Source organism: Niveispirillum fermenti, assembly GCF_052474395.1.
In genome coordinates, this window is record NZ_CP156679.1 from 544,117 (window position 1) to 569,810 (window position 25,694).

20 protein-coding genes are annotated in these 25,694 nt (G+C 65.8%); 14 read left to right on the forward strand and 6 right to left on the reverse strand.

What is annotated here, in order from left to right; genetic code table 11:
• Positions 1 to 225: 225 nt before the first annotated feature.
• The 4 genes from ABC728_RS06700 to ABC728_RS06715 all read left to right on the forward strand — a co-directional run bounded on the left by ABC728_RS06700 (position 226) and on the right by ABC728_RS06715 (position 7,346).
• Positions 226 to 1,374 (forward strand): FAD-dependent monooxygenase, encoded by a 1,149-nt coding sequence (locus tag ABC728_RS06700; protein ID WP_416617667.1) that lies wholly within the window; start codon positions 226 to 228, stop codon positions 1,372 to 1,374.
• Between the two features lie 17 nt (positions 1,375 to 1,391).
• Positions 1,392 to 2,906: an aldehyde dehydrogenase family protein gene (locus ABC728_RS06705; protein WP_416617668.1), complete on the forward strand. Its 1,515-nt coding sequence runs from the start codon at positions 1,392 to 1,394 to the stop codon at positions 2,904 to 2,906.
• A gap of 195 nt (positions 2,907 to 3,101) precedes the next feature.
• Positions 3,102 to 3,866: an SDR family NAD(P)-dependent oxidoreductase gene (locus ABC728_RS06710; protein WP_416617669.1), complete on the forward strand. Its 765-nt coding sequence runs from the start codon at positions 3,102 to 3,104 to the stop codon at positions 3,864 to 3,866.
• A gap of 474 nt (positions 3,867 to 4,340) precedes the next feature.
• Positions 4,341 to 7,346: a TonB-dependent receptor plug domain-containing protein gene (locus tag ABC728_RS06715; protein WP_416617670.1), complete on the forward strand. Its 3,006-nt coding sequence runs from the start codon at positions 4,341 to 4,343 to the stop codon at positions 7,344 to 7,346.
• A gap of 111 nt (positions 7,347 to 7,457) precedes the next feature.
• Here ABC728_RS06715 and ABC728_RS06720 read toward each other — a convergent pair whose 3' ends face one another.
• A complete protein-coding gene (locus tag ABC728_RS06720; RefSeq protein WP_416617671.1) occupies positions 7,458 to 8,048 on the reverse strand; it encodes a TetR/AcrR family transcriptional regulator in 591 nt (196 codons plus the stop codon).
• A 176-nt stretch (positions 8,049 to 8,224) separates the two neighbouring features.
• On the opposite strand from ABC728_RS06720, the gene ABC728_RS06725 reads away from it, so the two are divergent.
• The 6 genes from ABC728_RS06725 (at position 8,225) to ABC728_RS06750 (ending at position 15,755) form a co-directional block, all read left to right on the forward strand.
• Positions 8,225 to 9,397, forward strand: coding sequence for an isovaleryl-CoA dehydrogenase (locus tag ABC728_RS06725; protein WP_416617672.1), 1,173 nt, complete (start codon positions 8,225 to 8,227; stop codon positions 9,395 to 9,397).
• A 154-nt stretch (positions 9,398 to 9,551) separates the two neighbouring features.
• Positions 9,552 to 11,159, forward strand: a complete 1,608-nt coding sequence (locus ABC728_RS06730) for a carboxyl transferase domain-containing protein (protein WP_416617673.1) — start codon at positions 9,552 to 9,554, stop codon at positions 11,157 to 11,159.
• A 13-nt stretch (positions 11,160 to 11,172) separates the two neighbouring features.
• On the forward strand, positions 11,173 to 11,952 hold the full coding sequence (locus ABC728_RS06735; RefSeq protein WP_416617674.1) for an enoyl-CoA hydratase/isomerase family protein: 780 nt from the start codon (positions 11,173 to 11,175) through the stop codon (positions 11,950 to 11,952).
• On the forward strand, positions 11,949 to 13,934 hold the full coding sequence (locus ABC728_RS06740) for an acetyl-CoA carboxylase biotin carboxylase subunit (RefSeq protein ID WP_416617675.1): 1,986 nt from the start codon (positions 11,949 to 11,951) through the stop codon (positions 13,932 to 13,934). The genes ABC728_RS06735 and ABC728_RS06740 overlap by 4 nt, the downstream gene beginning before the upstream one ends.
• A 128-nt stretch (positions 13,935 to 14,062) precedes the next feature.
• Positions 14,063 to 14,818, forward strand: a complete 756-nt coding sequence (locus ABC728_RS06745; protein WP_416617676.1) for a substrate-binding periplasmic protein — start codon at positions 14,063 to 14,065, stop codon at positions 14,816 to 14,818.
• A 40-nt stretch (positions 14,819 to 14,858) separates the two neighbouring features.
• Complete coding sequence (locus ABC728_RS06750; protein ID WP_416617677.1) at positions 14,859 to 15,755, forward strand: hydroxymethylglutaryl-CoA lyase; 897 nt, start codon at positions 14,859 to 14,861, stop codon at positions 15,753 to 15,755.
• 69 nt (positions 15,756 to 15,824) lie between these two features.
• On the opposite strand, the gene ABC728_RS06755 is transcribed toward ABC728_RS06750, so the two are convergent.
• Positions 15,825 to 17,996 carry a malate synthase G gene (locus ABC728_RS06755; protein ID WP_416617678.1) on the reverse strand — a complete coding sequence of 724 codons (2,172 nt, stop codon included), beginning with the start codon at positions 17,994 to 17,996 and terminating at the stop codon, positions 15,825 to 15,827.
• A 170-nt stretch (positions 17,997 to 18,166) separates the two neighbouring features.
• Between ABC728_RS06755 and ABC728_RS06760 the strand changes: the two genes are divergently transcribed.
• The 3 genes from ABC728_RS06760 to ABC728_RS06770 all read left to right on the forward strand — a co-directional run bounded on the left by ABC728_RS06760 (position 18,167) and on the right by ABC728_RS06770 (position 21,402).
• Positions 18,167 to 18,973, forward strand: a complete 807-nt coding sequence (locus ABC728_RS06760) for an IclR family transcriptional regulator (protein ID WP_416617679.1) — start codon at positions 18,167 to 18,169, stop codon at positions 18,971 to 18,973.
• 134 nt (positions 18,974 to 19,107) lie between these two features.
• Entirely contained in the window at positions 19,108 to 19,491 is a 384-nt protein-coding gene (locus ABC728_RS06765) for a response regulator (protein ID WP_416617680.1), read from the forward strand.
• A 30-nt stretch (positions 19,492 to 19,521) separates the two neighbouring features.
• A complete protein-coding gene (locus ABC728_RS06770) occupies positions 19,522 to 21,402 on the forward strand; it encodes a response regulator (protein ID WP_416617681.1) in 1,881 nt (626 codons plus the stop codon).
• On the opposite strand, the gene ABC728_RS06775 is transcribed toward ABC728_RS06770, so the two are convergent.
• The 4 genes from ABC728_RS06775 to ABC728_RS06790 all read right to left on the reverse strand — a co-directional run bounded on the left by ABC728_RS06775 (position 21,368) and on the right by ABC728_RS06790 (position 24,936).
• Positions 21,368 to 21,862, reverse strand: coding sequence for a PaaI family thioesterase (locus ABC728_RS06775; protein ID WP_416617682.1), 495 nt, complete (start codon positions 21,860 to 21,862; stop codon positions 21,368 to 21,370). The two genes, ABC728_RS06770 and ABC728_RS06775, sit on opposite strands and share 35 nt — an antisense overlap.
• 135 nt (positions 21,863 to 21,997) lie before the next feature.
• Positions 21,998 to 22,546: an AAA family ATPase gene (locus tag ABC728_RS06780; protein WP_416617683.1), complete on the reverse strand. Its 549-nt coding sequence runs from the start codon at positions 22,544 to 22,546 to the stop codon at positions 21,998 to 22,000.
• Positions 22,547 to 23,566 (reverse strand): alpha/beta hydrolase family protein, encoded by a 1,020-nt coding sequence (locus ABC728_RS06785; RefSeq protein ID WP_416617684.1) that lies wholly within the window; start codon positions 23,564 to 23,566, stop codon positions 22,547 to 22,549.
• Between the two features lie 119 nt (positions 23,567 to 23,685).
• Positions 23,686 to 24,936 carry an MFS transporter gene (locus tag ABC728_RS06790; RefSeq protein ID WP_416617685.1) on the reverse strand — a complete coding sequence of 417 codons (1,251 nt, stop codon included), beginning with the start codon at positions 24,934 to 24,936 and terminating at the stop codon, positions 23,686 to 23,688.
• 254 nt (positions 24,937 to 25,190) lie between these two features.
• Between ABC728_RS06790 and ABC728_RS06795 the strand changes: the two genes are divergently transcribed.
• Positions 25,191 to 25,652, forward strand: coding sequence for a GNAT family N-acetyltransferase (locus ABC728_RS06795; RefSeq protein ID WP_416617686.1), 462 nt, complete (start codon positions 25,191 to 25,193; stop codon positions 25,650 to 25,652).
• Positions 25,653 to 25,694: the final 42 nt, after the last annotated feature.

Sequence of the window (25,694 nt, forward strand, 5' to 3'; positions counted from 1 at the left end):
CCCCGCTTCGGGGTCCTTTTGACCGATCCCGCGAAATATTATGACCGCCAGACGGATAGATCGGCGGTAAATGCCTACTGGATATACATTTTGCCTGTTTGCGGGTCCGTCCGCCATGTGGACAGAGGACAGCCGCCGCCTATGCCGCGGGCATTTCCGCACGGCCTAATCAGAGCGACGCCGATAGCAGGTCGGCCTTATGCGAATCTGAAGGCTTCAGCGCCCATGAGCAAAGCAAGAATAACCATCGTCGGTGGGGGCATCGGCGGTTTCACGGCCGCCATCGCGCTGCTGGCCCGCGGTTTTCCGGTAACCCTGCTGGAGGCGGCGCCCGCCTTCGGTGAGGTGGGGGCGGGTGTCACCCTGTCGCCAAACGCCATGCTGGGCTATGTCTATCTGGGGCTGGCGGAAAAGATCGCGGCGGCGGGTGTCGAGCCCGTGCGCCAGCGTATCCAGCATTGGGCCGACGGCCGCACGCTGCGGGTCATGGAACGGGCCGACATGCGCCAGCGCCACGGCGCGCCTTATGTCTATATCCATCGTGCCGACCTGCACGCCATCCTGGTTGCGGCAGCAGCAGCGGGCGGCGGTGTCCTGCTGACGGGGGCCGCCGCCGTGGCGGTGGAAGGCAGCGATGTCATCCTGGCCGATGGCCGCCGTATCGAAGGTGATCTCGTGGTCGGCGCCGACGGCCTGAAATCTGTCGTGCGCCAACGGTTCGAGGAGGACAAGGCGCATTTCACGGGCCATGTCGTCTGGCGCGCCCTGGCACCTGTGGAAGGACCGCTGGTCGATCTGGCGCATTTCCCCGGCATGCATATCGGCCCCGGACGCATGGTGGTGCGTTATCCGGTGCGCGGGTCCAAGGTTCTCAACATGGTGTTCTTCGCCCGGCAGCCGGGCTGGGAGCAGGATGGATGGACCATCCCCGCGGCGCGCAGTGACCTGGAACAGACCTTCGCCGGCTGGGCGCCGGAGGTGCAGGCCATGATTGCCGCAGCACCGGAGGGCCAGCTTTACAAATGGGCCATCAATGCCCGCAAGCCGCTGGCCGACTGGGCGCTGGAAGACAAGGTCGTCCTGCTGGGCGATGCCGCGCACGCCATGACGCCTTTCATGGGCCAGGGTGCGGCCTGCGCGATTGAGGATGCCATCGTGCTGTCGCGCGCCCTGTCGGTGGCGGGCAGCATCGGCGAGGGGCTGCGCCGCTATGTTGCCGCCCGCCATGAACGGGCCACCTTCATCCAGGGGGAATCGAACGCCAATGCCGATCGCCTGCAGGCTGCCGATACCGAGCTGTTCGGCCTGGAAGAGCTTCGCAACGAGGATTCGCTGGGCCTGCTGGATTATGATTGCCGTACCGTCCCCGTCTGAGAACAGAGCCGTTCGACATGCCGATTGATGTTCCGCCCTTTGAAGGCCATCCCATCTCCGACGCCACCGCCGCGTTCCTGGCCCGCACACATGGGATGCTGATCGATGGGCAGTGGCGGCCGGGCCTGGGGGGAGAAAGCCTGATCACCTGCGATCCCGCCACGGGATGGTCGCTTGCCACCGTGGCGGCCGGTGGGGCGGGGGATATCGACGTGGCCGTGGCCGCGGCGCACCGGGCCTTCAACGGCCCCTGGTCGCGCCTGGCGGCGCGGGCCCGCGCCGGGCTGATCAACCGGCTTGCCCGCCTGCTGGAACGCGACGCCGAGATGTTCACGGAACTGGAGATCCTGGACAATGGCATGCCGCGCTTCATCGCGGGGCTGACGGTCGGCAATTGTGTCGAGATGCTGGACTATTACGCCGGATGCATCCTGGGGATCGAAGGTGTCACCACCACCCCGCCGCCACACGTGACGGCCGATGCCGAGGCCCTGACCTATACATTGCGGGAGCCTGTGGGGGTGGTGGGCCTGATCGTCCCCTGGAACGTGCCCTTGTCGACCCTGGTGCTGAAACTGGCCCCGGCATTGGCGGCGGGATGCACGGTCGTCGTGAAGCCGGCGGAGGAAACGCCGCTGTCGGCCCTGGCCCTGGGGGCGCTGGTCGTGGAGGCGGGATTTCCGCCCGGCGTGGTCAATATCGTCAACGGTCCGGGGGAGACGGCGGGGGCCGCCCTGTCAGCCCACCGGCTGGTCGACAAGATCAGTTTCACGGGATCGACGGAGGTCGGGCGCAAGATCGTGCAGGCGGCCGCTGGCAACCTGAAGAAGGTATCGCTGGAACTGGGCGGGAAGTCGCCCGTCATCGTCATGCCCGATGCCGACCTGGATCTGGCCGGGCCCGGCGTGGCCATGGCGACCTTCTTCCTGCAGGGCCAGAACTGCATGGCCGGCACCCGCATCTTTGCCCATGCCGATATCCATGATGCCCTGGTGGCGCGGATATCGGCCTTCTGCGCATCCTTCAAGCTGGGACACGGGCTGGACCCGGCGGTCAATTTCGGGCCGCTGATCAGTGCCGGCCATGCGGCCCGTGTCGTGGGCCATATCGACCGGGCCGTGGCCGATGGCGCGCATCTGGCATTGGGCGGCGGCAAGCTGGACCGGCCCGGCCATTTCGTGCCCCCCACCATCCTGACCGGGGTGACCCCCGACATGGCCATCTTCCGGCAGGAGGTTTTCGGCCCCGTGATGGCCGTCCACCGGCTGGAGACGGCGGATGTGGACGCCATCGCCGCCCTGGCCAATGAAAGCGACTATGGCCTGTCGGGCAGTGTGTGGACACGCAGCCTGTCCACGGCGCACAAGCTGGCGGCCCGCATCCGGTCGGGACAGGTTTCCATCAATTGCCATGGTGCCATCGCCACGAACATCCCGTTCGGCGGCTACAAGCAGTCCGGCTGGGGCCGGGAATTCGGCCGCGAGGCGCTGGACGCCTATCTGGAAACCAAGGCCGTGACGGCAAGGCTGTAGCACCGCCAGGTCACCTCCGAACGCTCACCCGTCTTTCCACCCGCGCCGCCGGCCCTTTTTACCGCCCGCGGCGCGGGGCAGCTTCCCACCTTCTTTGAATTGCTGCGTCGGCGCATTCGCTGGGATATTGAACCGGTTGCTGTAAGCGGGCCGGGACCGGATGGCCACGCGAATGACAAGAAGAGGAGTGAGGTGATGGATATCAAGGGCGTTTCCGCGATCGTGTCGGGCGGTGGTTCGGGTCTTGGCGCCGCGACGGCCCGGGCGCTGGCCGCTGGCGGGGCTCGGGTGGCACTGCTGGACGTGAACCTGGAAGCGGCGCAGGCCGTGGCCCAGGAAGTCGGCGGCGTGGCGATCCGCTGTGACGTGACCAGCGCGGACAGTGCGTCCGCGGCGATTGCGCAGGCCGCCGCGGCCCATGGCCCGGCCCGCATCGCAGTGAATTGCGCCGGGATTGCGCCGCCGGCGAAGATCCTGGGCAAGAACGGCCCGCATGATCTGGAGCTTTTCCGCAAGGTGATCGAGGTCAACCTGATCGGCACCTTCAATATCCTGCGTCTGGCGGCCGATGGCATGGCAGGGCTGGAGCCGGTGACGGCGGATGGCGAACGCGGCGTGATCATCAACACGGCGTCTGTGGCAGCATTCGAGGGGCAGATCGGCCAGGCGGCCTATGGCGCGTCGAAGGGGGGCGTTCACGCGCTGACCATGCCGGCCGCCCGCGAACTGGCCCGCAGCGGCATCCGGGTGGTGACCATCGCGCCCGGCATCTTCATGACCCCCATGCTTCTGGGCCTGCCGCAGGATGCGCAGGACAGCCTGGGCAAGCAGGTGCCGTTCCCCTCCCGCCTCGGCCGGCCTGAGGAATATGCCGCCCTGGCCATGCATATCGTGGCCAACAGCATGATCAATGGCGAGACGATCCGTCTGGACGGCGCCATCCGCATGGCGCCGAAGTAACAGCAGGCCGGGCATCGGAATTGCCCCTTGGCGCTGCTCCGGCGGCAGGGGGCATCGCCTGTGGCGGGTCCTTGATCCGGGGACCCGCCATTTTCATGTCCGGAGATACGCTCCGGCTTTCTGGTTCCCCACGTTTCGCCGTCGCAGGCCGTAATGTTTGCATCCCATTCGATTTTACAAATTGTTTTCATTGGCGAATATTTCAAAGATGAATGAAATATAAATCCAAATGCCCGATTTTTTCGGAAATAAAATTTTTAAAGAACCAATTTTGAAAATAATATTTTGTTATAAATTGCTATGTAATTGCAAAATTGAAATGAATAGTGTCGGAAATGGCACGCCTTTTTGTTATCGAACGAGCGTTTTTCTTTATCGTTTGATCCGTGATGCCTGTCGGTGTCTCAATCGCGTCACAAAGCGGCCGCGGCTGATATCGGGCAGATGCCGGGGCATAACGAGAAGAGGTTCGTAATGACGAAGGGTAAGAAGGCCATTGCCGGCCTGCGGGGTATGCTTTTGGTTGGTGCTGCGGTCGGCATGGCGGGTGCTGCGGCTGCACAGGATGCCAACCTTGCGCAGTTGGAAGAAATTGTTGTTACAGGGTCGCGTATTGCGCGTAGCAACCTCAATTCCTCGGTGCCGCTGAATGTGGTCACCGAAACCGAGATCCGCTTCGCCGGTTTCACGAACCTGGCCGATGCCGTGTCCACCGCCCCGCAGATGGCCCCGTCGCTGAACGGGCAGAGCTCGGGCGGCTTCCTGTTCGTGGGCGGCCAGAGCCGCGTCGATCTGCGGGGCCTGGGCACCAACCGCACGCTGGTTCTGGTGGACGGCAAGCGCCACGTCACCGGCGCGCTGGACAGCCCGGCGGTCGATCTGAACACGATCCCGTCCAGCATGGTCCAGCGCACGGAAATCATCACCGGCGGCGCTTCCGCCGTGTACGGCTCCGAAGCCGTGGCCGGTGTGGTGAACATCCTGCTGCGCAAGGACCTGGAAGGTGCCGAGTTTGATGCCAGCTACGGCATCAGCGAATATGGCGACGGCCAGGAGATGCAGTATAGCGGTGTGTTCGGCAGCAAGTTCCATGACGGCAAGGGCTATGTCATGGCCGGCATCGAATATACCAAGGTCGACAGCGTCCTGGCGAAGGACCGCAAGTGGGCCAGCCCTGGCATCACCTTCAACACCCTTGTGTCCCCGAACACCGTGGTGCCGAACCCGATGAGCCGCACGGGCCGCGGCGGCGTGTTCCGCACGCTCGTCGCCAATCCGGGCAGCGGGCCGCTGGCCGCCAACGCGCCGGCCGGCGTGTCGATCGATTTCGAAAGCCGTTCGGTGCAGGGGCTGGACGCGACCTGTCTGACGCCGCGCAACAACCCGACGGCTGCGACGCCGTTCTGTAACGACCCGTCGCTGGACTACACGTCAATCTACACGACGCTTCAGGGCGAGAGCGAGCGTCTGCTGGGCCGCGCCTACGGTTCCTATGAACTGAACGATTTCGTGAAGATCACGGCCGAAATCGGTGCGGCCAGCGTGGACAGCAAGAACCCGCTCGCCCAGCCCGCCTTCACCGGTTCCGCCTCCTTCCGTCACATGGTGCGGCGTGACAACGCCTTCCTGAACGGCAATACGGCGAATGCGGTCGAACTGCGCCGCATCTTCGATGCCAACGGCCTGACGAGCCCGTCCTCTTCCGCCGAGCTGTACCGCTTCACCGAGGAATTCGGCCAGCGCGTCATCGAGCAGCAGCGCGACATGATCCGCACGGCCATCGGCCTGGAGGGTGATTTCGAGTTGGGTGACCGCAAGGTCAAGTGGGATACCTACTACCAGTACGGCCAGTTGGACGGCAAGTCGATCAACCGCGGCCAGTTCCACAAGGAACGCTACACCCGCCAGCTTGATTCGGTGATCGATCCGGCCACTGGCCAGCCGATCTGCCGTGACCTGCTGTCCTCCGACGCAGGCGTGCGCGCCAATGCCGCCGGCTGTATTCCGTTCGACTGGCTGAACGGCGCCAGCCAGGCCGCCATCGACTATTCCAAGGCGACGTCGGTCACCGTCGGCCAGGCTTCGCAGCAGGTTGCCGCCGTCAATCTGACGACCGACCTGTTCGAGCTGCCCGCCGGCAATGTCGGTATCGCCGTGGGTGCGGAATACCGCGAGGAGAAGTCGGACCAGGAAACCGACAGCGCCACAGCACAGGGCCTGCTGTTCACGAACGCCATTCCGCGCCGCAAGGGTGCCTATGACGTGAAGGAATTCTATGCCGAAATGCTGGTGCCCCTGCTGAAGGACATGTTCCTGGTCAAGGAACTGACCCTGGACGGCGCCTATCGCTGGGCTGATTACAGCACGGTTGGCGGCGTGGATCAGTGGAAGGTCGGTCTGGACTTCACCCCGATCGATGATATCCGCTTCCGCGGTACCTATTCGGAGTCGGTGCGTGCGCCGAACATCATCGAGCTTTATGCGCCGACGGGTGAGAACTTCACGACTGCCCAGCAGGACCCCTGCGACCGGTCGCGCGTTGCCACCCTGACCGGCGACGCCCGCAGCACCCGCGTCGCCAATTGCTCGCGGGATATCGCCGGCTATGATCCGCTGGCGTTTGAAAGCAACATCGGCACGGGCCGTTCGTCCCTGCGTCTGCTCCAGGGCGGCAACGCCAACCTGCGCGAGGAACTGGCCAAGACCTACACGTTGGGCGCGGTGATCCAGCCGACCTTCCTGGAAGGCTTTGCGGCCACGGTCGATTATTACGACATCAACATCAAGGACGCGATCAACCTGCCGGCGCTGTCGGGCGTGTTCCAGGCCTGCTATGACACGGTCGGCGGCTCTGCGCTCTGCTCGCTGATCACCCGTGATGCGACCGGTGCGCGGACCAACGTCGTCGGTGGCGTCGATGTCGTGCAGTTGACACAGGCGAACATCGCCAGCTTCAAGAACCGGGGTATCGACTTCTCCGTCGCCTATGGCTTCGATCTGACCGATATCTCCGAAAGCCTGGGCGAAGGCCGCCGTCTGGACCTGAGCCTGCAGGGCACGCACCTGCTGAAGTACGATTTCGTGTCGCAGGCCGGCCAGGCGCCGCGCCGCTATGCCGGTACGTCCGGGACCCCGTCCTGGAAGCTTCAGGGCACCGCGACCTATTCCGACGACGCGCTGACCTTCTCCTGGACGACGCGGTTCGAGGACAACATGGTCGCCGACGAGGCGCTGCTGCCCATCGCCGATGGCCAGCCGCTGCCGCGCATCCCGTTCTACACGGGTGATTACTGGGCCCATGATGTCCGCGTGCTGTACAAGGTCACGGACGACCTCGTCCTGCGCGCCGGTGTCCAGAACGTCACCAATGAGCGTCCGCCGAACCATCCGACCGTCTATACCGGTACGGGTAACGGCACCTCCGCCAACTGGGACAACCGTGGCCGCTATTTCTACGGCGGCGTGAATGTGAAGTTCTGATCCGTATCCTTCGCCTGAAGGGTAAACTTCCGGGGCCGTGGTCTTATCGACCACGGCCCCATTTTTTTAACAGCTGCGCGGTTGCGCCCCGTGCCGGACATGTCGGGCGGATCAGGCCACGACGCCGCGCAGGATCAGGTCGCGGTGCAGGGTGACAAGCTGCTCGGCCGATTTGCGGCCGCCCGGCTGATACCAGGAACAGATGCCTGTCAGCATGGACAGGATGGCATAGGCCGCGATCGTCGCCTCGTCCACGCGCAGGCTGCCATCCTGGCCGCCACGGCGCAGGATGTCGATCAGCACGCCTTCATAGCGTTTGCGCAGGCCCACGATCACGGCGTGATTACCCGCTTCCAGGCTGCGCAACTCCGAATTCGCGATGAACACCTGCTCGCGCCGGGTGATATGATAGGTGACGTGGAAGGTGATGAACCTTTCCAGTTGCGCCAGCGGCGTGGCCCCCGCCGGCACCGCCTGTTCCACTTCCGCCAGCAGCGTGGTCATATGGTCATGGACCAGATCGAACAGAATATCCTGCTTGTTGCGGACATGGTTGTAGAGCGAACCCGGCTGGATGCCCACGGCATCGGCCAACTGGCGCAGCGTGATGGCCTCGTACCCCTTGCGGTAGATCAGAGCCAAAGCCGCCTTGCGGATCGCTTCCATGGTTTTCGGCCCATGGCTGCCGGCCGTTCGGGCCATCTATGGCCTCACTTCCCGGTAATCGATGCAAGGCGCCAAGCTGCGGTGGGCAGGGGGGTGCCGTCAACTGGAAATCACGCATGCCATGCGGAGGCCAGGCCGCGGAATTCCTTGTTGAAACGGCCAATAAAAAAACGTATGACCGTTTCTATAAATGCCATCGGAGGAGACGCCCCATGCTGCGCAACAGCCTGCCCATGTTCGATTTCGGCCTTGGTGAGACGGCCGATGCGCTGCGCGATGCCGTGGCTGGCTTCGCGGCCGACGAGATTGCGCCCCGCGCGGCCGAGATCGACCGCACCGACCAGTTCCCCATGGACCTTTGGAAGAAGATGGGCGACCTGGGCGTGCTGGGCGTCACGGTGGACGAGGAATATGGCGGCGCCGGCATGGGCTATGTCGAGCACATGGTGGCGATGGAGGAAATCTCCCGCGCCTCGGCCTCCGTCGGCCTGTCCTATGGCGCGCATTCCAATCTCTGCGTCAACCAGATCCGCCTGAACGGCAACACGGACCAGAAGGGGCGCTATCTGCCCAAGCTGATCAGCGGCGATTTCGTCGGAGCGCTCGCCATGAGCGAGCCGGGTGCCGGTTCGGATGTGGTGTCCATGCGCCTGCGTGCCGACAAGCGGGGTGACCGCTATGTCCTGAACGGCACCAAGATGTGGATCACCAACGGTCCCGACGCCGATGTACTTGTTGTTTATGCCAAGACCGAGCCCGAGGCCGGGCCGCGCGGCATCACGGCCTTCCTGGTGGAGAAGGGGTTCAAGGGCTTCTCCTGCGCGCAGAAACTGGACAAGCTGGGCATGCGCGGCAGCCACACCGGCGAACTGGTGTTCGAGGATTGCGAGATCCCGGAAGAGAACGTGCTGGGCCAGGTGAATGGTGGCGTGCGCGTGCTGATGTCGGGGCTGGATTACGAACGCGCCGTCCTGGCCGCCGGCCCCCTGGGCATCATGCAGGCGGCCATGGACATCGTGGTTCCGTATATCCATGAGCGCAAGCAGTTCGGGCAGTCGATCGGTGAGTTCCAACTGATCCAGGGCAAGGTCGCCGACATGTATGTCGCGCTGAATTCCTGCCGCGCCTATGTCTATGCCGTCGGCCGCGCCGCCGACGCCAAGCGCATCACCCGCAAGGATGCCGCCGGCGCCATCCTGCTGGCGGCGGAAAAGGCGACGCAGCTGGCGCTGGATGCCATCCAGATCCTGGGCGGCAACGGTTATATCAACGAATACCCCACGGGCCGCCTGTTGCGCGACGCCAAGCTGTACGAGATCGGCGCCGGGACCAGCGAGATCCGCCGCATGCTGATCGGGCGGGAGCTGTTCAAGGAAACGGCGTAAGCGTCGATACAGTCCCAGTCTCTTCAACCGTCACCCCGGCGAAGGCTGGGGGCCAGTTCACTGGCGCCTCATTCCACGATGCTGGACCCCGGCCTTCCCCGGGGTGACGGTTGAGGGAGTGATCATGGTGCCGCAACGAAGAGGGCCACCGCCCATGCCCGTCCTTCCCACCAATATCGATACGCGCAGCCCGGCCTTTACCGAGAATGCGGCAGCCATGAAGGCGCAGGTGGAAGACCTGCGCGCCACCGTCGGCCGGATCAGCCTGGGCGGCGGCGACAAGGCCATGGCCAAGCATCTGGCCCGCGGCAAGCTGAGCCCGCGCGAGCGGGTCCGCACCCTGCTGGACCCCGGCACGCCCTTCCTGGAATTCAGCCAGTTGGCGGCCTATGGCGTCTATGCCGACGATGTGCCAGCGGCCGGCATCATCACGGGCATCGGGCGCATCGCCGGGCAGGAATGCGTCGTGGTGGCCAATGACGCGACGGTGAAGGGCGGCACCTATTATCCGCTGACCGTGAAGAAGCATCTGCGCGCCCAGGACATCGCGCGGGAGAATAACCTGCCCTGCGTCTATCTGGTGGACAGCGGCGGGGCCAATCTGCCGAACCAGGACGAGGTGTTTCCCGACCGCGACCATTTCGGCCGCATCTTCTATAATCAGGCGACATTGTCGGCCAACGGCGTGCCGCAGATTGCCGTGGTGATGGGGTCCTGCACGGCGGGCGGTGCCTATGTGCCGGCCATGGCGGATGAAAGCATCATCGTGAAGAACCAGGGCACGATCTTCCTGGGCGGGCCGCCGCTGGTCAAGGCGGCGACGGGGGAGATCGTGTCGGCGGAGGATCTGGGCGGCGGGGAGGTTCATACCCGCATTTCCGGCGTGGCCGACCATCTGGCCCAGGATGATGGCCATGCGCTGGGCATCGCGCGGCGCATCGTGGGCAACCTGAACCGGGTGAAGCGGCCGGACATCGCCATCCGGCCCGTGGTCGAGCCGCTGCACGGCGCCGACGAGATTTACGGCATCATCCCGACCGACACACGCAAGCCCTATGATGTGCGGGAGATCATCGCCCGCATCGTGGACGGATCGGAACTGGACGAGTTCAAGGCCAATTACGGTACGACGCTGGTCTGCGGCTTCGCCCATCTGTGGGGCATGCCGGTGGGGATCATTGCCAACAATGGCATCCTGTTCAGCGAAAGCGCCGTAAAGGGGGCGCATTTCATCGAACTGTGCTGCCAGCGCAAGATCCCGCTGCTGTTCCTGCAGAACATCACGGGCTTCATGGTGGGCCGCAAGTACGAGAATGCCGGCATCGCCAAGGACGGTGCCAAGCTGGTGACGGCTGTCGCCTGTGCCAATGTGCCGAAGATCACGCTGATCATCGGCGGGTCGTTCGGGGCCGGCAATTATGGCATGTGCGGTCGGGCCTACAGCCCCCGCTTCCTTTACATGTGGCCCAACGCCCGTATCAGCGTCATGGGCGGGGAGCAGGCGGCCACCGTGCTGGCCACGGTCCGCCGCGACGGGCTGGAGGCCGCCGGCAAGGAATGGAGCGCGGAGGACGAAGCCGCGTTCAAGGCCCCCATCCGCGAGCAGTATGAACGCCAGGGCCATCCTTACTATGCCTCGGCCCGGCTGTGGGATGATGGCGTGATCGACCCGGCCGATACGCGCAATGTGCTGGGCCTGTCGCTGTCGGCGGCGCTGAACGCGCCGATCCCACCGGCGAAGTTTGGCGTGTTCCGGATGTGACGGAGAGCGACAGATGAGCGATATCCTGACCGGCATCGACGCGCGGGGGGTGGCCACCGTCACCTTGAACCGTCCGGAGTTGCACAATGCTTTCAACGATTCTGTCATCGCCGAACTGACGGCCATCTTCCACCGCCTGGGGGAAGACCCGGCCGTGCGGGTTGTCTTGCTGCGCGGCAATGGCAAAAGCTTTTCGGCCGGCGGCGACCTGAACTGGATGCGTCGCATGGCCAGCTATGATTTTGCGCAGAACCAGGCGGATGCCATGGGGCTGGCCGGCATGCTGCGCACCCTGAACGATCTGCCCAAGCCGACGCTGGCCGTCGTGCATGGCAATTGCTTCGCCGGGGCCGTGGGGCTGGTATCCGCGTGCGACATCGCAATCGCGGCCGAAGGCGTACAGTTCGCCCTGACCGAGGTGCGGCTGGGCCTGATCCCGGCCACCATCGCCCCTTACGTCGTGGCCGCGATGGGCGCGCGGGCCTGCCGCCGTTACTTCCTGACGGCCGAGCGGTTCGGGGTGGATGAGGCGTATCGGCTGGGCCTTGTGCATGAGGTGGCGGCGGCAGAGGCGCTGGAGGCCCTGGCCGGGACGTTGACCGGCCAGCTTCTGGCCGGTGGGCCACAGGCCGTGACGGCAGCCAAAGCCCTGATCCCGCTGGTGGACCGCCCCATCGATGACGCGCTGGTGGCGGAGACGGCCACCCGCATCGCCCAGGCCCGCGCCGGGGTAGAGGCGCGGGAGGGGCTCGCCAGTTTCTTCGACAAACGCAAGCCGGGATGGGCGCCATGAGCAAGATCACTTCCGTCCTCATCGCCAATCGCGGCGAGATCGCCTGCCGGGTCATCCGCACGGCCCGTCGCATGGGTTTGGCCACTGTCGCCGTTTATTCGGATGCCGACGCAAATGCCCTGCATGTGGCCCTGGCGGACCAGGCCGTGCATATCGGCCCGGCCCCGGCCCGCGAGAGTTATCTGGTGATCGACCGGATCATTGCGGCGGCCAGGGCGGCCGGGGCCGATGCCATCCATCCGGGCTATGGGTTCCTGTCGGAGAATGCGGCCTTCGCCGATGCCGTCGCAGCCGCGGGGCTGGTCTTCATCGGTCCGCCGGCCGGTGCCATCCGCGCCATGGGCGGTAAGTCGGAGGCCAAGGCCCTGATGGAAAAGGCCGGCGTCCCGCTGGTGCCGGGATATCACGGCGAGGACCAGGGGGATGAATTGCTGGCCGCCCAGGCGGCACGCATCGGTTTCCCCGTCCTGATCAAGGCTTCGGCCGGCGGTGGCGGCAAGGGCATGAAGGTCGCGGCCAGCGCCGACGAGTTCCCCGCCGCCCTGGCTTCGGCCAAGCGGGAGGCGAAGGCCAGCTTCGGCGACGACCGGGTGCTGGTCGAGAAATATCTGGCCCGTCCGCGGCATGTGGAAATCCAGGTGTTCGCCGACAGCCATGGTGACTGCGTCTATCTGTTCGAGCGGGACTGTTCCATCCAGCGCCGGCATCAGAAAGTGGTGGAGGAGGCCCCCGCCCCCGGCATGGACCCTGCCGTCCGCGTTCGCATGGGCGAAGCGGCCGTGGCCGCCGCCAAGGCCATCGGCTATGTCGGCGCCGGCACGGTGGAATTCCTGCTCGATACAGATAATTCCTTTTATTTCATGGAGATGAATACTCGTCTTCAAGTGGAGCATCCGGTAACTGAGAAGATCACGGGCCAGGATCTGGTTGAATGGCAATTGCGGGTGGCGGCCGGGGAACGGTTGCCGTTGCGCCAGGAGGAACTGGCCATCCAGGGGCACGCCATCGAGGTCCGGCTCTATGCGGAAGACCCGGCCAAGGGGTTCCTGCCGCAGACCGGCACGCTGGCGCATCTGCGCTTCCCCGAACAGGGGGAGCATGTCCGGGTGGATACGGGCGTGCGCACTGGCGACGCCATCTCGATCTTCTATGATCCCATGATCGCCAAGCTGATCGTTTGGGATCGCGACCGGGATAGCGCGGTACAGCGGCTGCGCGGCGCCCTGGCCGCGACGGAGATCGCGGGCCTGAACGCCAATGTGCCCTTCCTGTCGGCCGTGGCCGCCCATCCGGGTTTTGCCGCCGCTGACCTGGATACCCGCTTCATCGAGCGGTATGAGGCCGATCTGCTGCCCGCCGCCGCGGAACCGGCGGCCCCGGTGCTGGCCCTGGCCTCTTTGGGGCAGCTGCTGTCGCGCCGTGTGGCCACGGGCACCGATCCGTGGGACGCGGTGGGTGGTTTCCTGATGAACCTGCCGGCCGTGGACAGGATGGAATGGGTTGTTCCGGGCGAGGGGGGCAGCCGCCACAAGGTGGATGTGACCTGGACCGGCACCGGCTTCACCATCGCCACGGACGGACGGACACTGACCGTATCGGGTCGGCTGGGGCCCGACGGCACGCTGTCGGCCACGCTGGACGGGGTACGGGTGTCGGCCCGCTGGGTGCAGTGGGGCGAGCATGTCACGCTGTTTCATGCCGGCGGCACGCACAGCCTTGTCCTGGCCGATCCCCATGCCGGCGCGCATGCCGACCAGGGCGGCCATGGCCGCCTGACGGCCCCGATGCCCGGCAAGGTCATCGCCATCCTGGTGGAGGAGGGGGCGGCGGTGACCAAGGGCCAGCCCGTCATCGTGCTGGAAGCCATGAAGATGGAACATACGCTGAAGGCCCCGGCGGATGGAAAGGTCACGCACCTGCGTTACGCCGTGGGTGACCAGGTGGGTGAAGGGGTGGAACTGGTCGGGTTCGAGGCCGCCTGAGAATCGGTGGCGGGTCCGGCGCGGCCCGCCACTTGAAACTGTCATCCGGCCTCGTCTCCACGCTTGTTTTCCTCAAGGAATTTCTGGGCTACACTTCATGCTGACGTCGGGAACGATGGGGCATCGCCATGTTCTCTCGCAGGGGCTTCCTGGGGGGGCTGACCGTCGCCACGGCGCTGTCCTGGCGCCCGGCGCAGGCGCGTCCTGCAATCTTCCGCATGGTGTATTTCAGGGATTTCGTCCCCTTCTCGCAGGTGGACGATGCGGGTCGCGTGCATGGCATGTTCGTGGATGCGGCCCAGAGCGTGCTGCACGACCGGCTGGGGCAGACGGTGGAGCATCAGGCCTTTCCCTGGGCCCGCGCGCAGGCCATGGTACGCGGCGGGGAGGCCGATGGTTTCCTGACCGTGCCCACGCCCGAACGCATGGCCTATGTCCTGGCCAGCGCCACGCCCGTGTTCCGCTTTCCCATGAGCATCGTGGCCGCGCGCGACAATCCGCGGCTGGATGCCCTGCGACGGGTCCGGTCGCTGGCCGATCTGGCGCCGTTCCGCGTCGGCCATTATATCGGTTCGGGCTGGGCGGAAGCGCATTTGCGCCCTCTGGGACTGGATATCCATTGGGCCACCGATCTGGCCGGTGCCCTTCGGCTGGTGGCCAATGGCCGTGTCGATGCCGTTGTGGACAATGCCGTCTCGTTGCGCCACCGTCTGGCGGACCCGGAATTTGCGGGCCGGCTGTCCGAACTGCCACACACATTGGCACAGCAGCCCTATCACCTGTGCATCGGCCGGTCGTCGCCCTTCGCCCCGCTGATGGCCCAGGTGGATATGGTGCTGTCCGGCCATGGACCGGCACCCTTGCCCGCCAGCAAGGCAAGCTGAGCCTTTTTGATCTTCCCGCCCCACAACCCCGGACATGAACATGCACGACATCCGTCTTGTCGAGGTGGGCCCGCGCGACGGCCTGCAGAATGAAAAGACCCTGGTTCCCCTGGCCACCAAGGTGGAACTGGTCAACCGCCTGTCCGCTACGGGCCTGTCGGTGGTGGAGGCGGGCGCCTTCGTCAGCCCGAAATGGGTGCCGCAGATGGCCGACAGTGCCGAATTGATGCGGGCCATCGACCGACGGCCGGGCATCACCTATCCCGTGCTGGTGCCAAACGAGAAGGGGCTGGAAGCGGCGCTGGCCGTCGGCGTCACCGAGGTGGCGGTGTTCGGCGCCGCATCGGAAGGGTTCAGCCGCAAGAACATCAATTGCACCGTTGCGGAAAGCCTGGACCGGTTCCGGCCCGTGGTGGATCGGGCGCGGGCCGCCGGGGTGCGGGTGCGGGGCTATGTCTCCTGCGTGCTGGGCTGTCCCTATGATGGCGCCGTCGACCCGGCCAGGGTTGCGGAGGTGGCGGCAAGCCTGATGGCGATGGGCTGCTATGAGGTCAGCCTGGGCGACACGATCGGCGTCGGCACGCCGGGGGCGGCACGCGCCATGCTGCGCCGCGTGGCGGAGGATGTGCCTATGGGCCGCATCGCCCTGCATTTCCACGATACCTATGGCCAGGCGCTGGCCAATATCCTGGCCTGTATCGAGCTGGGGGCCCGCGTTTTGGACGGGGCCGTGGCGGGCCTGGGCGGCTGCCCCTATGCGAAGGGCGCATCGGGCAATGTCGCGACAGAGGATGTGCTGTACATGCTGAACGGCATGGGCCTGTCCACGGGCGTCGACCTGGACAGGCTGGCCGCGATCGGGGAATGGATCAGCGCGGAACTGGCCCGGCCCAATGGCAGCAAGGTCGGCCGGGCGCTGGCTGGCCGCGCCGGCTGATACCCCCACCGATGGCAGATGCCGCCGCCCTTCCTGCATCGGAAAGGCGGCAGCTTGGCGGGCCGGCGGTCAGCCCTGCGCCTTCAGGGCGCGGCGGTGATGGTGCAGCAAGGGCTCCGTATAACCGCTGGGCTGTTCCACGCCTTTGAACACCAGATCGCAGGCGGCCTGGAAGGCAATGGAGCGGTCGAAATCCGCCGCCATGGGGCGATAGAGCGGGTCGCCCTCGTTCTGCTTGTCCACAACGGCGGCCATCCGCTTCATCACCGCCAGCACCTGCGCCTGCGTGCAGACCCCGTGCAGCAGCCAGTTGGCGATGTGCTGGCTGGAAATGCGCAGCGTGGCCCGGTCTTCCATCAGGCCCACATTGTGGATGTCCGGCACCTTGGAACAGCCGATGCCCTGGTCGATCCACCGCACGACATAGCCCAGGATGCCCTGGGCGTTGTTCTCCAGCTCTTCGTTGATCTCCGCCTCGGACCAGTTGATGCCGCGTGCCAGGGGGATGGTCAGGATGTCGCGCAGGCTGGCGCGCGGGCGGCTGGCCAGTTCGGCCTGCCGGGCGGCCACATCGACCTGATGGTAGTGAAGCGCGTGCAGCGTGGCCGCGGTGGGCGAGGGGACCCAGGCTGTGGTGGCACCCGCCATCGGATGGCCGATCTTGGCCTTCAGCATCTCCGCCATCCGGTCGGGCATGGCCCACATGCCCTTGCCGATCTGGGCATGGGAACGGAAGCCGGTGGCCAGGCCGTTATCGACGTTCCAGTTCTCATAGGCCCCGATCCAGGCGGCGGCCTTCATGTCCGCCTTGCGGATCATGGGGCCGGCCTGCATGGAGGTGTGCATCTCGTCGCCGGTACGGTCCAGGAAGCCGGTATTGATGAAGCAGACCCGGTCCTTGGCGGCGCGGATGCATTCCTTGAGGTTGACCGTGGTCCGCCGCTCCTCGTCCATGATGCCGACCTTCAGCGTGTGGCGGGCCATGCCCAGCACATCCTCGATCCGGTCGAACAGGTGGTTGGCGAAGGCCACTTCCTCCGGTCCATGCATCTTGGGCTTGACGATATAGACAGAGCCGGCCCGGCTGTTGGACAGGCCGCCGGTGCGGCGCAGGTCGTGCAGGGCAATCAGGCTGGTGACGATGCCGTCCAGGATGCCTTCGGGCACCCAGGACCCATCCTCCAGCGTGACGGCGTCGATCGTCATCAGGTGGCCGACATTGCGGATGAACAGCAGGGAGCGGCCGTGCAGGGTCACGTTGCCGGTGCCATCTGCGCTCTTGTAGGTGCGGTCGGGGTTCAGGGCGCGGTCCATGGTGCGGCCGCCCTTTTCGAACGTCGCCGTCAGGTCACCCTTCATCAGCCCCAGCCAGTTGCGATAGACCGTGACCTTGTCGGCGGCATCGACGGCGGCGATGCTGTCCTCGCAATCCATGATGGCCGTCAGCGCCGATTCCAGCACGATGTCGGCGACGCCGGCCGCATCGGACTTGCCGATCGAATGGCCGCGGTCGATGACGATGTCCAGATGCAGTCCATGATGGACGAGCAGGATGTTGGACGGTGCGGCGGCATCGCCGTCATAGCCCTTGAACTGTCCGGCATCGGCCAGACCGGTTACCGACCCGTCGGCCAGCGTCACGGCCAGGGCGCCGTCGGCAACGCGATAGCCCTTGGCGTCCTTGTGGCTGCCCGTGGCCAGAGGCGCCGCCTGGTCCAGCACCTCCCGCCCCTTGGCGATGACGGCGGCACCGCGCACCGGATCGTAGCCCCGGGCGCCGGGCGTGCCGACATCACCCAGTGCATCGGTGCCGTATAGTGCATCGTAAAGGCTGCCCCAGCGGGCATTGGCGGCGTTGAGCGCGAAGCGCGTGTTCATGACGGGCACGACAAGCTGCGGCCCGGCAACCTGGCTGACCTCCGGATCGGTATTGGCCGTCGTGATGGTGAAGTCCGGTCCCTCCGGCACCAGATAGCCGATATCGCGCAGGAAGGCCTCGTAGGTGTCCGCATCGATATCCTGGCCGCGCCGGGCGATGTGCCAGCCGTCGATCTTGGCCTGCAGCGCGTCGCGGCGGTCCAGCAGGCGACGGTTTACGGGCGACAGGTCGCGGAACAGGGCCGCGAATCCCTGCCAGTAGGCGGCCGGGTCCACGCCGGTGCCGGGCAGGGCTTCGGTCTCGATGAAGCGGTGCAGTTCGGCATCGACCTTCAGGCCATGGACATCGACGGTGGCGGACATGATCGCTCTTCCCCTGGTGGCGGGCTGTTATGGCTGGCACAAGGCGTAGCAGCGGGCCGGGTGCGACGCAACTGATCATGGAACTCTTTCCACAATGTGGAAATTGATGGGTTCCGGTGCTATCTATTGCTGCCCCGGGCGGCGATATTCCAGAACAGGGACCGACAGCAATGGCCAGATCCGGCACCGACAGCAGCGGCAATGTCCAGGTCCTGGGCCGCGCCATTGCCATCCTGAACCATCTGGCCCAGGCCGATGGCGGGGCCAGCCTGACGGAAGTGGCGACGGGTGTTGGTCTGGCTGCATCCACGGCGCACCGGCTGCTGACATCGCTGGAGTCGGAACGGTATGTGCGCTTCGATGCCGAAACCAGACTATGGTCCGTGGGTGTGCAGGCCTTCATCGCCGGCAATGGCTTCCTGCGCACCCGCGACGTGGTGCGCATGGCCCGCCCCCATATGCGTGCCTTGATGGAAGCCAGCGGGGAGACGGTCAATCTGGCAATCGAGGATCAGGGGGCGGCCGTTTATCTGGCGCAGGTGGAATGCCGGGAGATGATGCGCACCTTCGCCCGGCTGGGCGCGCGGGTACCGATGCATTGCTCGGGCGTGGGCAAGGCGCTGTTGTCCGCACTGGCCCCGGCCGGCCTGGACCGGCATGCCGCCCGGCACGGGCTGGCCCGGATGACGGCGCGCACCGTGACGGGGCTGGCCGATCTTCACGCGGACTTGGCGGCGAGCCGCGCCCGCGGCTATGCCATCGATGACGAGGAACATGCCGTGGGACTGCGCTGCGTGGCCGCCACGGTCTTCAACGAACATGGTGATCCGGTCTGTGCGGTGTCCCTGTCCGGGCCCATGGCGCGCATCACGGATGGCCGCATCGCCACGCTGGGCGGCCTGGCGCGGGAGGCAGCCTTGCGCATCACGGCGGAGATTGGCGGCCGCCCCCCGGCAGATTTGGGTCCGGCCGGATGATGGCCGGATGATGTACGTGCCTTCGGCCTTGATAGGCCATTCGGAATAAAGCACAACGCTTAGCGTCAAGTCCCGGTTCAGGGGGTAGTATAAGGCTCCGGAATCGTTTTTGTTGATGGCAGGACAGGGTGAGTATGAGGAGTGACCAGCGGATACTGGTTGTCGAGGATGAATTTCTGATCGCCATTCATGTCGCCGACATCATGGCCGATCTGGGGTTCATCGTTGCCGGTCCCGTGGGCAGCGTCGGACAGGCCCTGACGCTGGCCGACCAGGACCGCATCGACGGGGCCGTCCTGGACGTCAACCTTTCCGGACAGTTGGTGTTTCCGCTGGCCGCGGCACTGGCTGAACGGGATATCCCCTTCATCCTGACCAGCGGATACGATGCCGGTGGCCTGCCGCCCGAATGGCGGTCACGACCCCACCTGCGTAAGCCGGTGGAGGAGCGGGAACTGGCCCGGTTGGCGCTGGCGACCTTCTGTCCGCAGATGCATGAGACGCTGTCCGACGCCTGACGGGCGCGATGGACGGGGAAGGGTGATGAAGTGCCGCGTATCCTGTTGGTGGAGGATAGTCCGACCCAGGCCCTGCGCCTGCGTCTCCTGCTGGAGGACGAAGGGTACGGCGTGGAACAGGTGGACAGTGCGGAAGCGGCCCTGCCGGTTCTGAACCGCACATTGCCGCACCTGCTGATCGTGGATCACCACCTGCCCGGCCTGCAGGGGGCGGATTTGTGCCGGCTGATCCGCCTGCATGTGGCCACCCTTTCCATGCCGATCCTGATGCTGACCGCGGACGAGACGCCGCAGCGTCAGCGGGAGGGGCTGGAAAGCGGGGCCGACGATTTCCTGCCGAAATCGACCGACCCGTCGCTGCTGCTGCTGCGGGTGGCGCAATTGCTGCGGCATGCGCGGCGCGACGCGGATGTCGATGTTCTGCCCCAAACCCATTTCCGCCAGCCCCAGGCCCTGATGGTGGGGTTCGACCCCGGCCCGGCAGAGGACCTGCGCGGCCTGCTGCTGGAGGAAGGTTGCCATATCCAGACCGTGCGGGAAGGTGCCACGGCGCTGCCCATGCTGGCCCACGGCGCCTTCGACGTGGCCTTGATCGCGGAAGTGCTGCCCGATATGGACGGGCTGGCGCTCTGCCGGCGCTACCACCGGGCCGACGATGCGCAGACAGCAATGATCCTGGCCCATCGCGGCGACCTGGATCAGCATTCGGTGCGCGACATCCTGGCCACGGGCGCCGACGACCTGTTCACCGAGGATGCACTGCCGCCGCTGCGGGCCCGGCTGCGGGCCATTCTGCGCCGCCGGTATCTGGAAGAGCAGAACCGCCGCCTGCTGGCCGATTTCCGCGAACGCGAGGGACGGGCCCTGCAATTGGAGGCGGAGCGCAACGCCGCCCGCACCCGCGCCCTGCTGGCCGATCAGTTGGCGGCAGCCAACCGGCGGCTGGCCGATCAGGCATTGATCACCACCACGATCACGCGCAACGTGCCGTCGGGACTGGTGCTGACCGACGCCGACGGCGTTGCCACCTATCTCAATCCGCCGGCCATGGAATTGCTGGGCGATGACGTGCCCAGTGCCGATCTTTTCGGTCGGCTGGGCCTGCTGCGCAAACCCGGTGCCGCCATCCCCGCCGTGGCGGAAGAAGCGGCATCGCTGGTTGCACCGGATGGGCGGGTGGTGCCCGTGCTGTTCTCCATCACGCCGCTGGACGGGGATCCGGGCCCGTCCGGGGCCGTTGTCCAGATCATCGATGTGACCGAACGCCGGCAGGCGGAGGAACGCCAGGCCCTGCTGATGGCGGAATTGTCGCACCGGGTGAAGAACACGCTGGCCACCGTCCTGTCCATCGGCAGCCAGACGCGCCGCCGGCACGCCACGACGGACGATTTCTGGCGCTCGTTCGAAGGGCGGCTGCGCGCCCTGTCGGAGACGCATAACCTTCTGGCCGACCATTTCTGGGAATGGGTGCGCCTGGACGAGGTGGTCCGGCACGAGGTCAATCCCTATGCCCAGGAACCCCAGGATGTCGATCTGGACGGACCCGTGGTGGAGTTGCGTCCCAAGGCAGCGCTGGCCCTGGCCCTGATCTTCCACGAACTGTCGACCAACGCCGCCAAGTACGGGGCCTTCTCACAGCCCGGCGGGCATGTCTGCGTGCGGTGGGCCCTGCCCGATGAACAGCCGGGCGATGCCGGGCCGCGCATCGTGCTGGATTGGAAGGAAACAGGTGGGCCACCCGCCAACCGGCCGGGACCGGCCGGTTTCGGGTCCACACTGATCCAGCGATCCATCGCCTATGAGCTTCAGGGCTCCTCCTCGCTGCTGTTCGAGGAGGATGGCATACGCTGCCATCTGGAATTCCCGATGGGGGACGTCATCCGCCGCCGGGCCGGGCGGGAGGGCGGCTGACCGCAGCGGCGCTGTCAGGCCGGTCGCGCAGGCAGATCAGCGTCTGCTGGCCGACCGCCACCATGCTGCGGCTGTCGGCAGTGCAGCCGAACACCTCCAACTGGCAGACGGTCAGGGTGCGCCCGGCCTTCACCACGCGGCCCACGGCTTCCAGATAGTCGCCCTGGCCGGGGTTCAGGAGGTTCAGCTTGAACTCCACGGTCAGGACCGAGCTGTCGGCTGGAAAGAGCGTGAAGCCCGCATAGCCGCCCGCGCTGTCCGCGATGGCCGAACTGCCGCCCGCATGAAAATAGCCATGCTGCTGTGTCAGTTCCGGTCGATAGGGCATTTGGATGATGGCCAGGCCATGGCCCAGCCGGTGCAGGCGCGCCCCCAGATGCGCCATCAGCCCCTGTCGGGCGAAACTGTCGCGCACCCTCTGTTCCACATCCGCCGTCAGTGGCGCCCCGATTTCCGCCATGCTTTCGGTCCTCCCGGCCTGGTTTGCAGTTCGAACCGATCCTATCGGCCGCAGATCGGGTTCAGGCATGAGAAAATCTGAACCAGGCGTGAAGGCGATTTCATCCTTGCCGGTATTGCCGATGCTGTCGGCCGCTCATGCTTGCCATCTGGCGACATGGTCCCGCACGAAAGCGATCCTTGCCGCCACGGGGGCAAGCGGCAAGGCGATCGGGCTGTAGCCATGGGCGCGATAGGCGTCCTCCATGGCGCGGCAGGTCGCCGCCGCTTCGTCCGCATCCTGGCGTCTCTCCGCGTCCTGTACATAGATCGCGGGCCAGGGCGGGGCCACGAAGACAAAGGGATGATAACGGAACAGAGATGCCGCCCGCGCGGCATGCCCCGGCACTGGCAGCCCGCAATGGCGCAGATAGCCGATGACGTCGATGATGCCGCGGTCGAAAACCACAGGCGCCTTGCCGTGGCGGCCGGCCTCATGATGGGACCGCATCTCCCAGCCCAGCATCTGTTCGGCAAACGACGCGCGATCGGCCCATGGCAACGCCGTGCCGGCAATGGCCATCTGGTCCCGGATGATGGCGCGTCCCGCTTCCGGCATGCATATCATGCCTTGGGCCTGCAGGGCTTCGGCCAGGGTGGTCTTACCTGATCCAGGGCCGCCGGTGATAACAAAATAGTTTTTCATTCAATATCTTATTGATGTTTGCTGAAGTGATCTGAAAGCGGATTCGGCTTGCCTCTCGGCGGATGCCGCCGGATGGCCGGGTGCCCAGGCCGGGATCTGCCCGGACAGCAGCCAGGCAAGCGCCACGGGCCACAGGCTATCCTTGAACCGGTCATGGAAGAAGGCGAAATGACCGATGGCCTTCTGGCCGATCTCACGCGGGGCGATACGCCAATGGGTCCGGTGGCTGTTCGTGAAATAGTCCAGCAGCCGGTCGATGGCCGTCACGGTGCCATGCGGATCATCTTCCAGCCCGATGGCCAGTGTGGGTGCCGTCACCTGACGGAAGCGCAGCGCCAGATGGTCGCCCTCCCGCTGGCCGTCATGCATGCGGCCGGGGCGGACCGTATCCTCGAACCGGGCGCGCATCCGGCTCCAGTCACGGACCACGCCGGCGGGCAGATCCTCCATCCAGCCCAGCCGCCGGGCCGGAAGATACCCCAGAAGGGCCGTCAGGGCGGGCATGACGAGATGCCATTTCACGACCATGCGCCAGCGCCGGTCGCCTGCATAGTCGCGCCAGTAAGCATATTGCGCGCCGACCGTCAGGATGCGCCGCACCACACCGTTGGACGGAGCCAGCCCGATGGCGAAGCCGCCGATGGAATGACCGACCACCTGCAATGGCTGGCCGGGAAAGGCGGCCTGGGCGTAGCGCAGCAGGGCCTCCAGGTCCTTCTCGCCCCAATCGGCCCAATCGGCCCTCAATCCGCGCAGGGACGATGGGCGCGACTCGCCGATGCCACGATAATCATAGGTCAGCACGTCGAAGCCATTGGCGTGGAGATAGGCCGCAAAGCGTGCGTAATAGCGGCAGCGCACGGCGGTTGCGGCCGTGATGACGACAAGCGGCCGGCCCGGGCGGCTTTCCCCATGGCTCCAGATGAAGCCGCCCAGCGGCATGCCATCGCCTGCCATGACGCGGAAGGGAACGCCGGTCCGGTCCTGCCGTGCCAGCGCGGGCGGGGCGATATCCGGCATGCTGTCCCTCCGTTTCCCGTCATCGCGTGATCGGGTACAGGATCGGGCCGGCCGGCGCCGCTGTCGAATGAACAAGTCCGGTTCGTGGCTGAGGCTTGTTCACCCGTGCCCGCAAGGGGTCAGGAGCGCTCCACCGCGCCGGGGAAACGGTCCACCTTGCGCAGGGCCGGGAACAGCACGCACCAGAGCGCCACGATGGCCAGCGTGCCCATGCCGCCGACAATGACCGAGATGCTGGCGCCCCACCAATGGGCTGTGACGCCGGATTCGAACTCCCCCAACTGGTTGGACGCACCGATGAACAGGCTGCTGACGGCGCTGACGCGGCCGCGCATGTCGTCGGGCGTTTCCAGTTGCACCAGTGATTGCCGGATGAAGACGCTGATCATGTCCACCGCCCCCATGACGACCAGGGCACCGCCGGCCACCAGTGCCGACGCGGTGGAACCGAAGATGATGGTGCAGATGCCGAACACGGCCACACTGACATAAAGCGTCAGGCCCACGCGCCGGCGCACGGGCCGGAAGGCCAGGAGCAGGCCCGTGGCCAGCGCCCCGACCGAGGGGCTGGCCCGCAGCAGGCCGACCATTTCCGGTCCGGCATGGAACTGGTCCTTGGCCAGTACCGGCAGCAGTGCTGTCGCCCCGCCCAGCAGCACGGCGAACAGGTCCATGGAGATGGCGCCCAGCACGATGGGCTTGCCCCAGATGAAGCGGAAGCCCGCGAACAGCGTTTCCAGGCTGATCTTCTTCACCGCCTCGGGCCGGACCCTGGGGGCCAGCCTGATGAAGCAGACCAGGGTGAAGGCCACGGCGAACAGGCCGGCGCTGACCGCGAAGACCCAATGGCCGATCAGGCCATAGATCAGCCCGCCAAGGGCCGGGCCCACGATGGCCGCCCCCTGCCATGCTGTTGAATTCAGGGCCACGGCGCGCGGGAAGATGGCGCGCGGCACAAGGTTGGGGACCAGGGATGCGGCCGCCGGCATTTCGAATGCCCGGGCGGTGCCCAGGATGATGACGGCAATGAAGGCTGGCCAGATGGCGCTGTTGTCGTCCCACAGGGCGAACCACAGAACCAGCATGGCCGTCACTTCCAGCCCCTGGCAGAAATTGATGACCCGGCGCCGGTCGAACCGGTCCGCCACATGGCCCGTGACCAGCACCAGCAGGATGGATGGCAGGAATTCCGCCAGCCCGACGAAGCCCAGCGCCATGACACTGCCCGACACGTCATAGATGCGCCAGCCCGTGGCCACGATCTGCATCTGCAAGGCCAGGATCGAACAGATGCGGGCGAACCAGTAAAGCCGATAGGGCACATAGGCGAAGGGACTGGTCGGCTGATCGACCGGAGAAGCGTCGGACATGGAACCGGGACCGGGTGGCGGGCGGGCGGGCGGGCGGGCGGGCGGGAACTATGCGCCGCGCCCTTGCGGTGCGATAAGGGCGCATCCTGCAAGGCAGGGCCGCGCGGGACCGTTGGCATGGGGGAAGGGAGCGGCGGGGATTCTGGCGGCAATCATGTGTTCCGTCATGTTTTTTCAACCGCTTGCGCATGCTGAAATCGGTTCGGTACGGCGTTCGCAGGCCCTATGATGGGATTCGCTTTCAGGGGGACCGGATGTCGATCAAGGATGATGTGGTTGTGCGCGTGGCCCAGCGCCGGGACGTGCCGGAGATGGTGGCCTTGCTGGGCGATGACATGCTGGGCCGCACCCGTGAGCAGGATGGCGACCTGGAACCCTATTACGAGGCCTGGGACGAGATCATGCTGGACCCCAGCGCGGAAATCCTGGTGCTGGACCTGGACGGGCGCGTCATCGGCATGGCGCAGTTGAATTATGCCCGCGGCCTGGGTCGCCGCGGCATGCGCCGCTGCACCATCGAGGCGGTGCGCGTCGCTTCGTCCTTCCGGTCGAAGGGGCTGGGCGCCGTCCTGATCGAGAATTGCCTTGATATGGCACGGGCACGCGGCTGCGGGCTGGTGCAGCTTGCCACCGACAAGCGACGGACCGATGCGCACAGGTTCTACCAGCGCCTTGGCTTTGATGCTTCGCATGAGGGCATGAAGCTGTATTTGTAACGGACGGTAGCCAGAATGACGGCTCCCATCCGTTGACCAGGA

Bases quoted from the DNA above. Each gene is read 5' to 3' on its own strand.
- ABC728_RS06740 (WP_416617675.1), top strand. From the start codon at position 11,949: ATGAGCAAGATCACTTCCGTCCTCATCGCCAATCGCGGCGAGATCGCC.
- ABC728_RS06755 (WP_416617678.1), bottom strand. From the start codon at position 17,996: ATGTCCGCCACCGTCGATGTCCATGGCCTGAAGGTCGATGCCGAACTG.
- ABC728_RS06775 (WP_416617682.1), bottom strand. From the start codon at position 21,862: ATGGCGGAAATCGGGGCGCCACTGACGGCGGATGTGGAACAGAGGGTG.
- ABC728_RS06780 (WP_416617683.1), bottom strand. From the start codon at position 22,546: ATGAAAAACTATTTTGTTATCACCGGCGGCCCTGGATCAGGTAAGACC.
- ABC728_RS06710 (WP_416617669.1), top strand. From the start codon at position 3,102: ATGGATATCAAGGGCGTTTCCGCGATCGTGTCGGGCGGTGGTTCGGGT.
- ABC728_RS06725 (WP_416617672.1), top strand. From the start codon at position 8,225: ATGCTGCGCAACAGCCTGCCCATGTTCGATTTCGGCCTTGGTGAGACG.
- ABC728_RS06720 (WP_416617671.1), bottom strand. From the start codon at position 8,048: ATGGCCCGAACGGCCGGCAGCCATGGGCCGAAAACCATGGAAGCGATC.
- ABC728_RS06700 (WP_416617667.1), top strand. From the start codon at position 226: ATGAGCAAAGCAAGAATAACCATCGTCGGTGGGGGCATCGGCGGTTTC.
- ABC728_RS06795 (WP_416617686.1), top strand. From the start codon at position 25,191: ATGTCGATCAAGGATGATGTGGTTGTGCGCGTGGCCCAGCGCCGGGAC.
- ABC728_RS06735 (WP_416617674.1), top strand. From the start codon at position 11,173: ATGAGCGATATCCTGACCGGCATCGACGCGCGGGGGGTGGCCACCGTC.
- ABC728_RS06715 (WP_416617670.1), top strand. From the start codon at position 4,341: ATGACGAAGGGTAAGAAGGCCATTGCCGGCCTGCGGGGTATGCTTTTG.
- ABC728_RS06790 (WP_416617685.1), bottom strand. From the start codon at position 24,936: ATGTCCGACGCTTCTCCGGTCGATCAGCCGACCAGTCCCTTCGCCTAT.
- ABC728_RS06730 (WP_416617673.1), top strand. From the start codon at position 9,552: ATGCCCGTCCTTCCCACCAATATCGATACGCGCAGCCCGGCCTTTACC.
- ABC728_RS06705 (WP_416617668.1), top strand. From the start codon at position 1,392: ATGCCGATTGATGTTCCGCCCTTTGAAGGCCATCCCATCTCCGACGCC.
- ABC728_RS06765 (WP_416617680.1), top strand. From the start codon at position 19,108: ATGAGGAGTGACCAGCGGATACTGGTTGTCGAGGATGAATTTCTGATC.
- ABC728_RS06745 (WP_416617676.1), top strand. From the start codon at position 14,063: ATGTTCTCTCGCAGGGGCTTCCTGGGGGGGCTGACCGTCGCCACGGCG.
- ABC728_RS06750 (WP_416617677.1), top strand. From the start codon at position 14,859: ATGCACGACATCCGTCTTGTCGAGGTGGGCCCGCGCGACGGCCTGCAG.
- ABC728_RS06760 (WP_416617679.1), top strand. From the start codon at position 18,167: ATGGCCAGATCCGGCACCGACAGCAGCGGCAATGTCCAGGTCCTGGGC.
- ABC728_RS06785 (WP_416617684.1), bottom strand. From the start codon at position 23,566: ATGCCGGATATCGCCCCGCCCGCGCTGGCACGGCAGGACCGGACCGGC.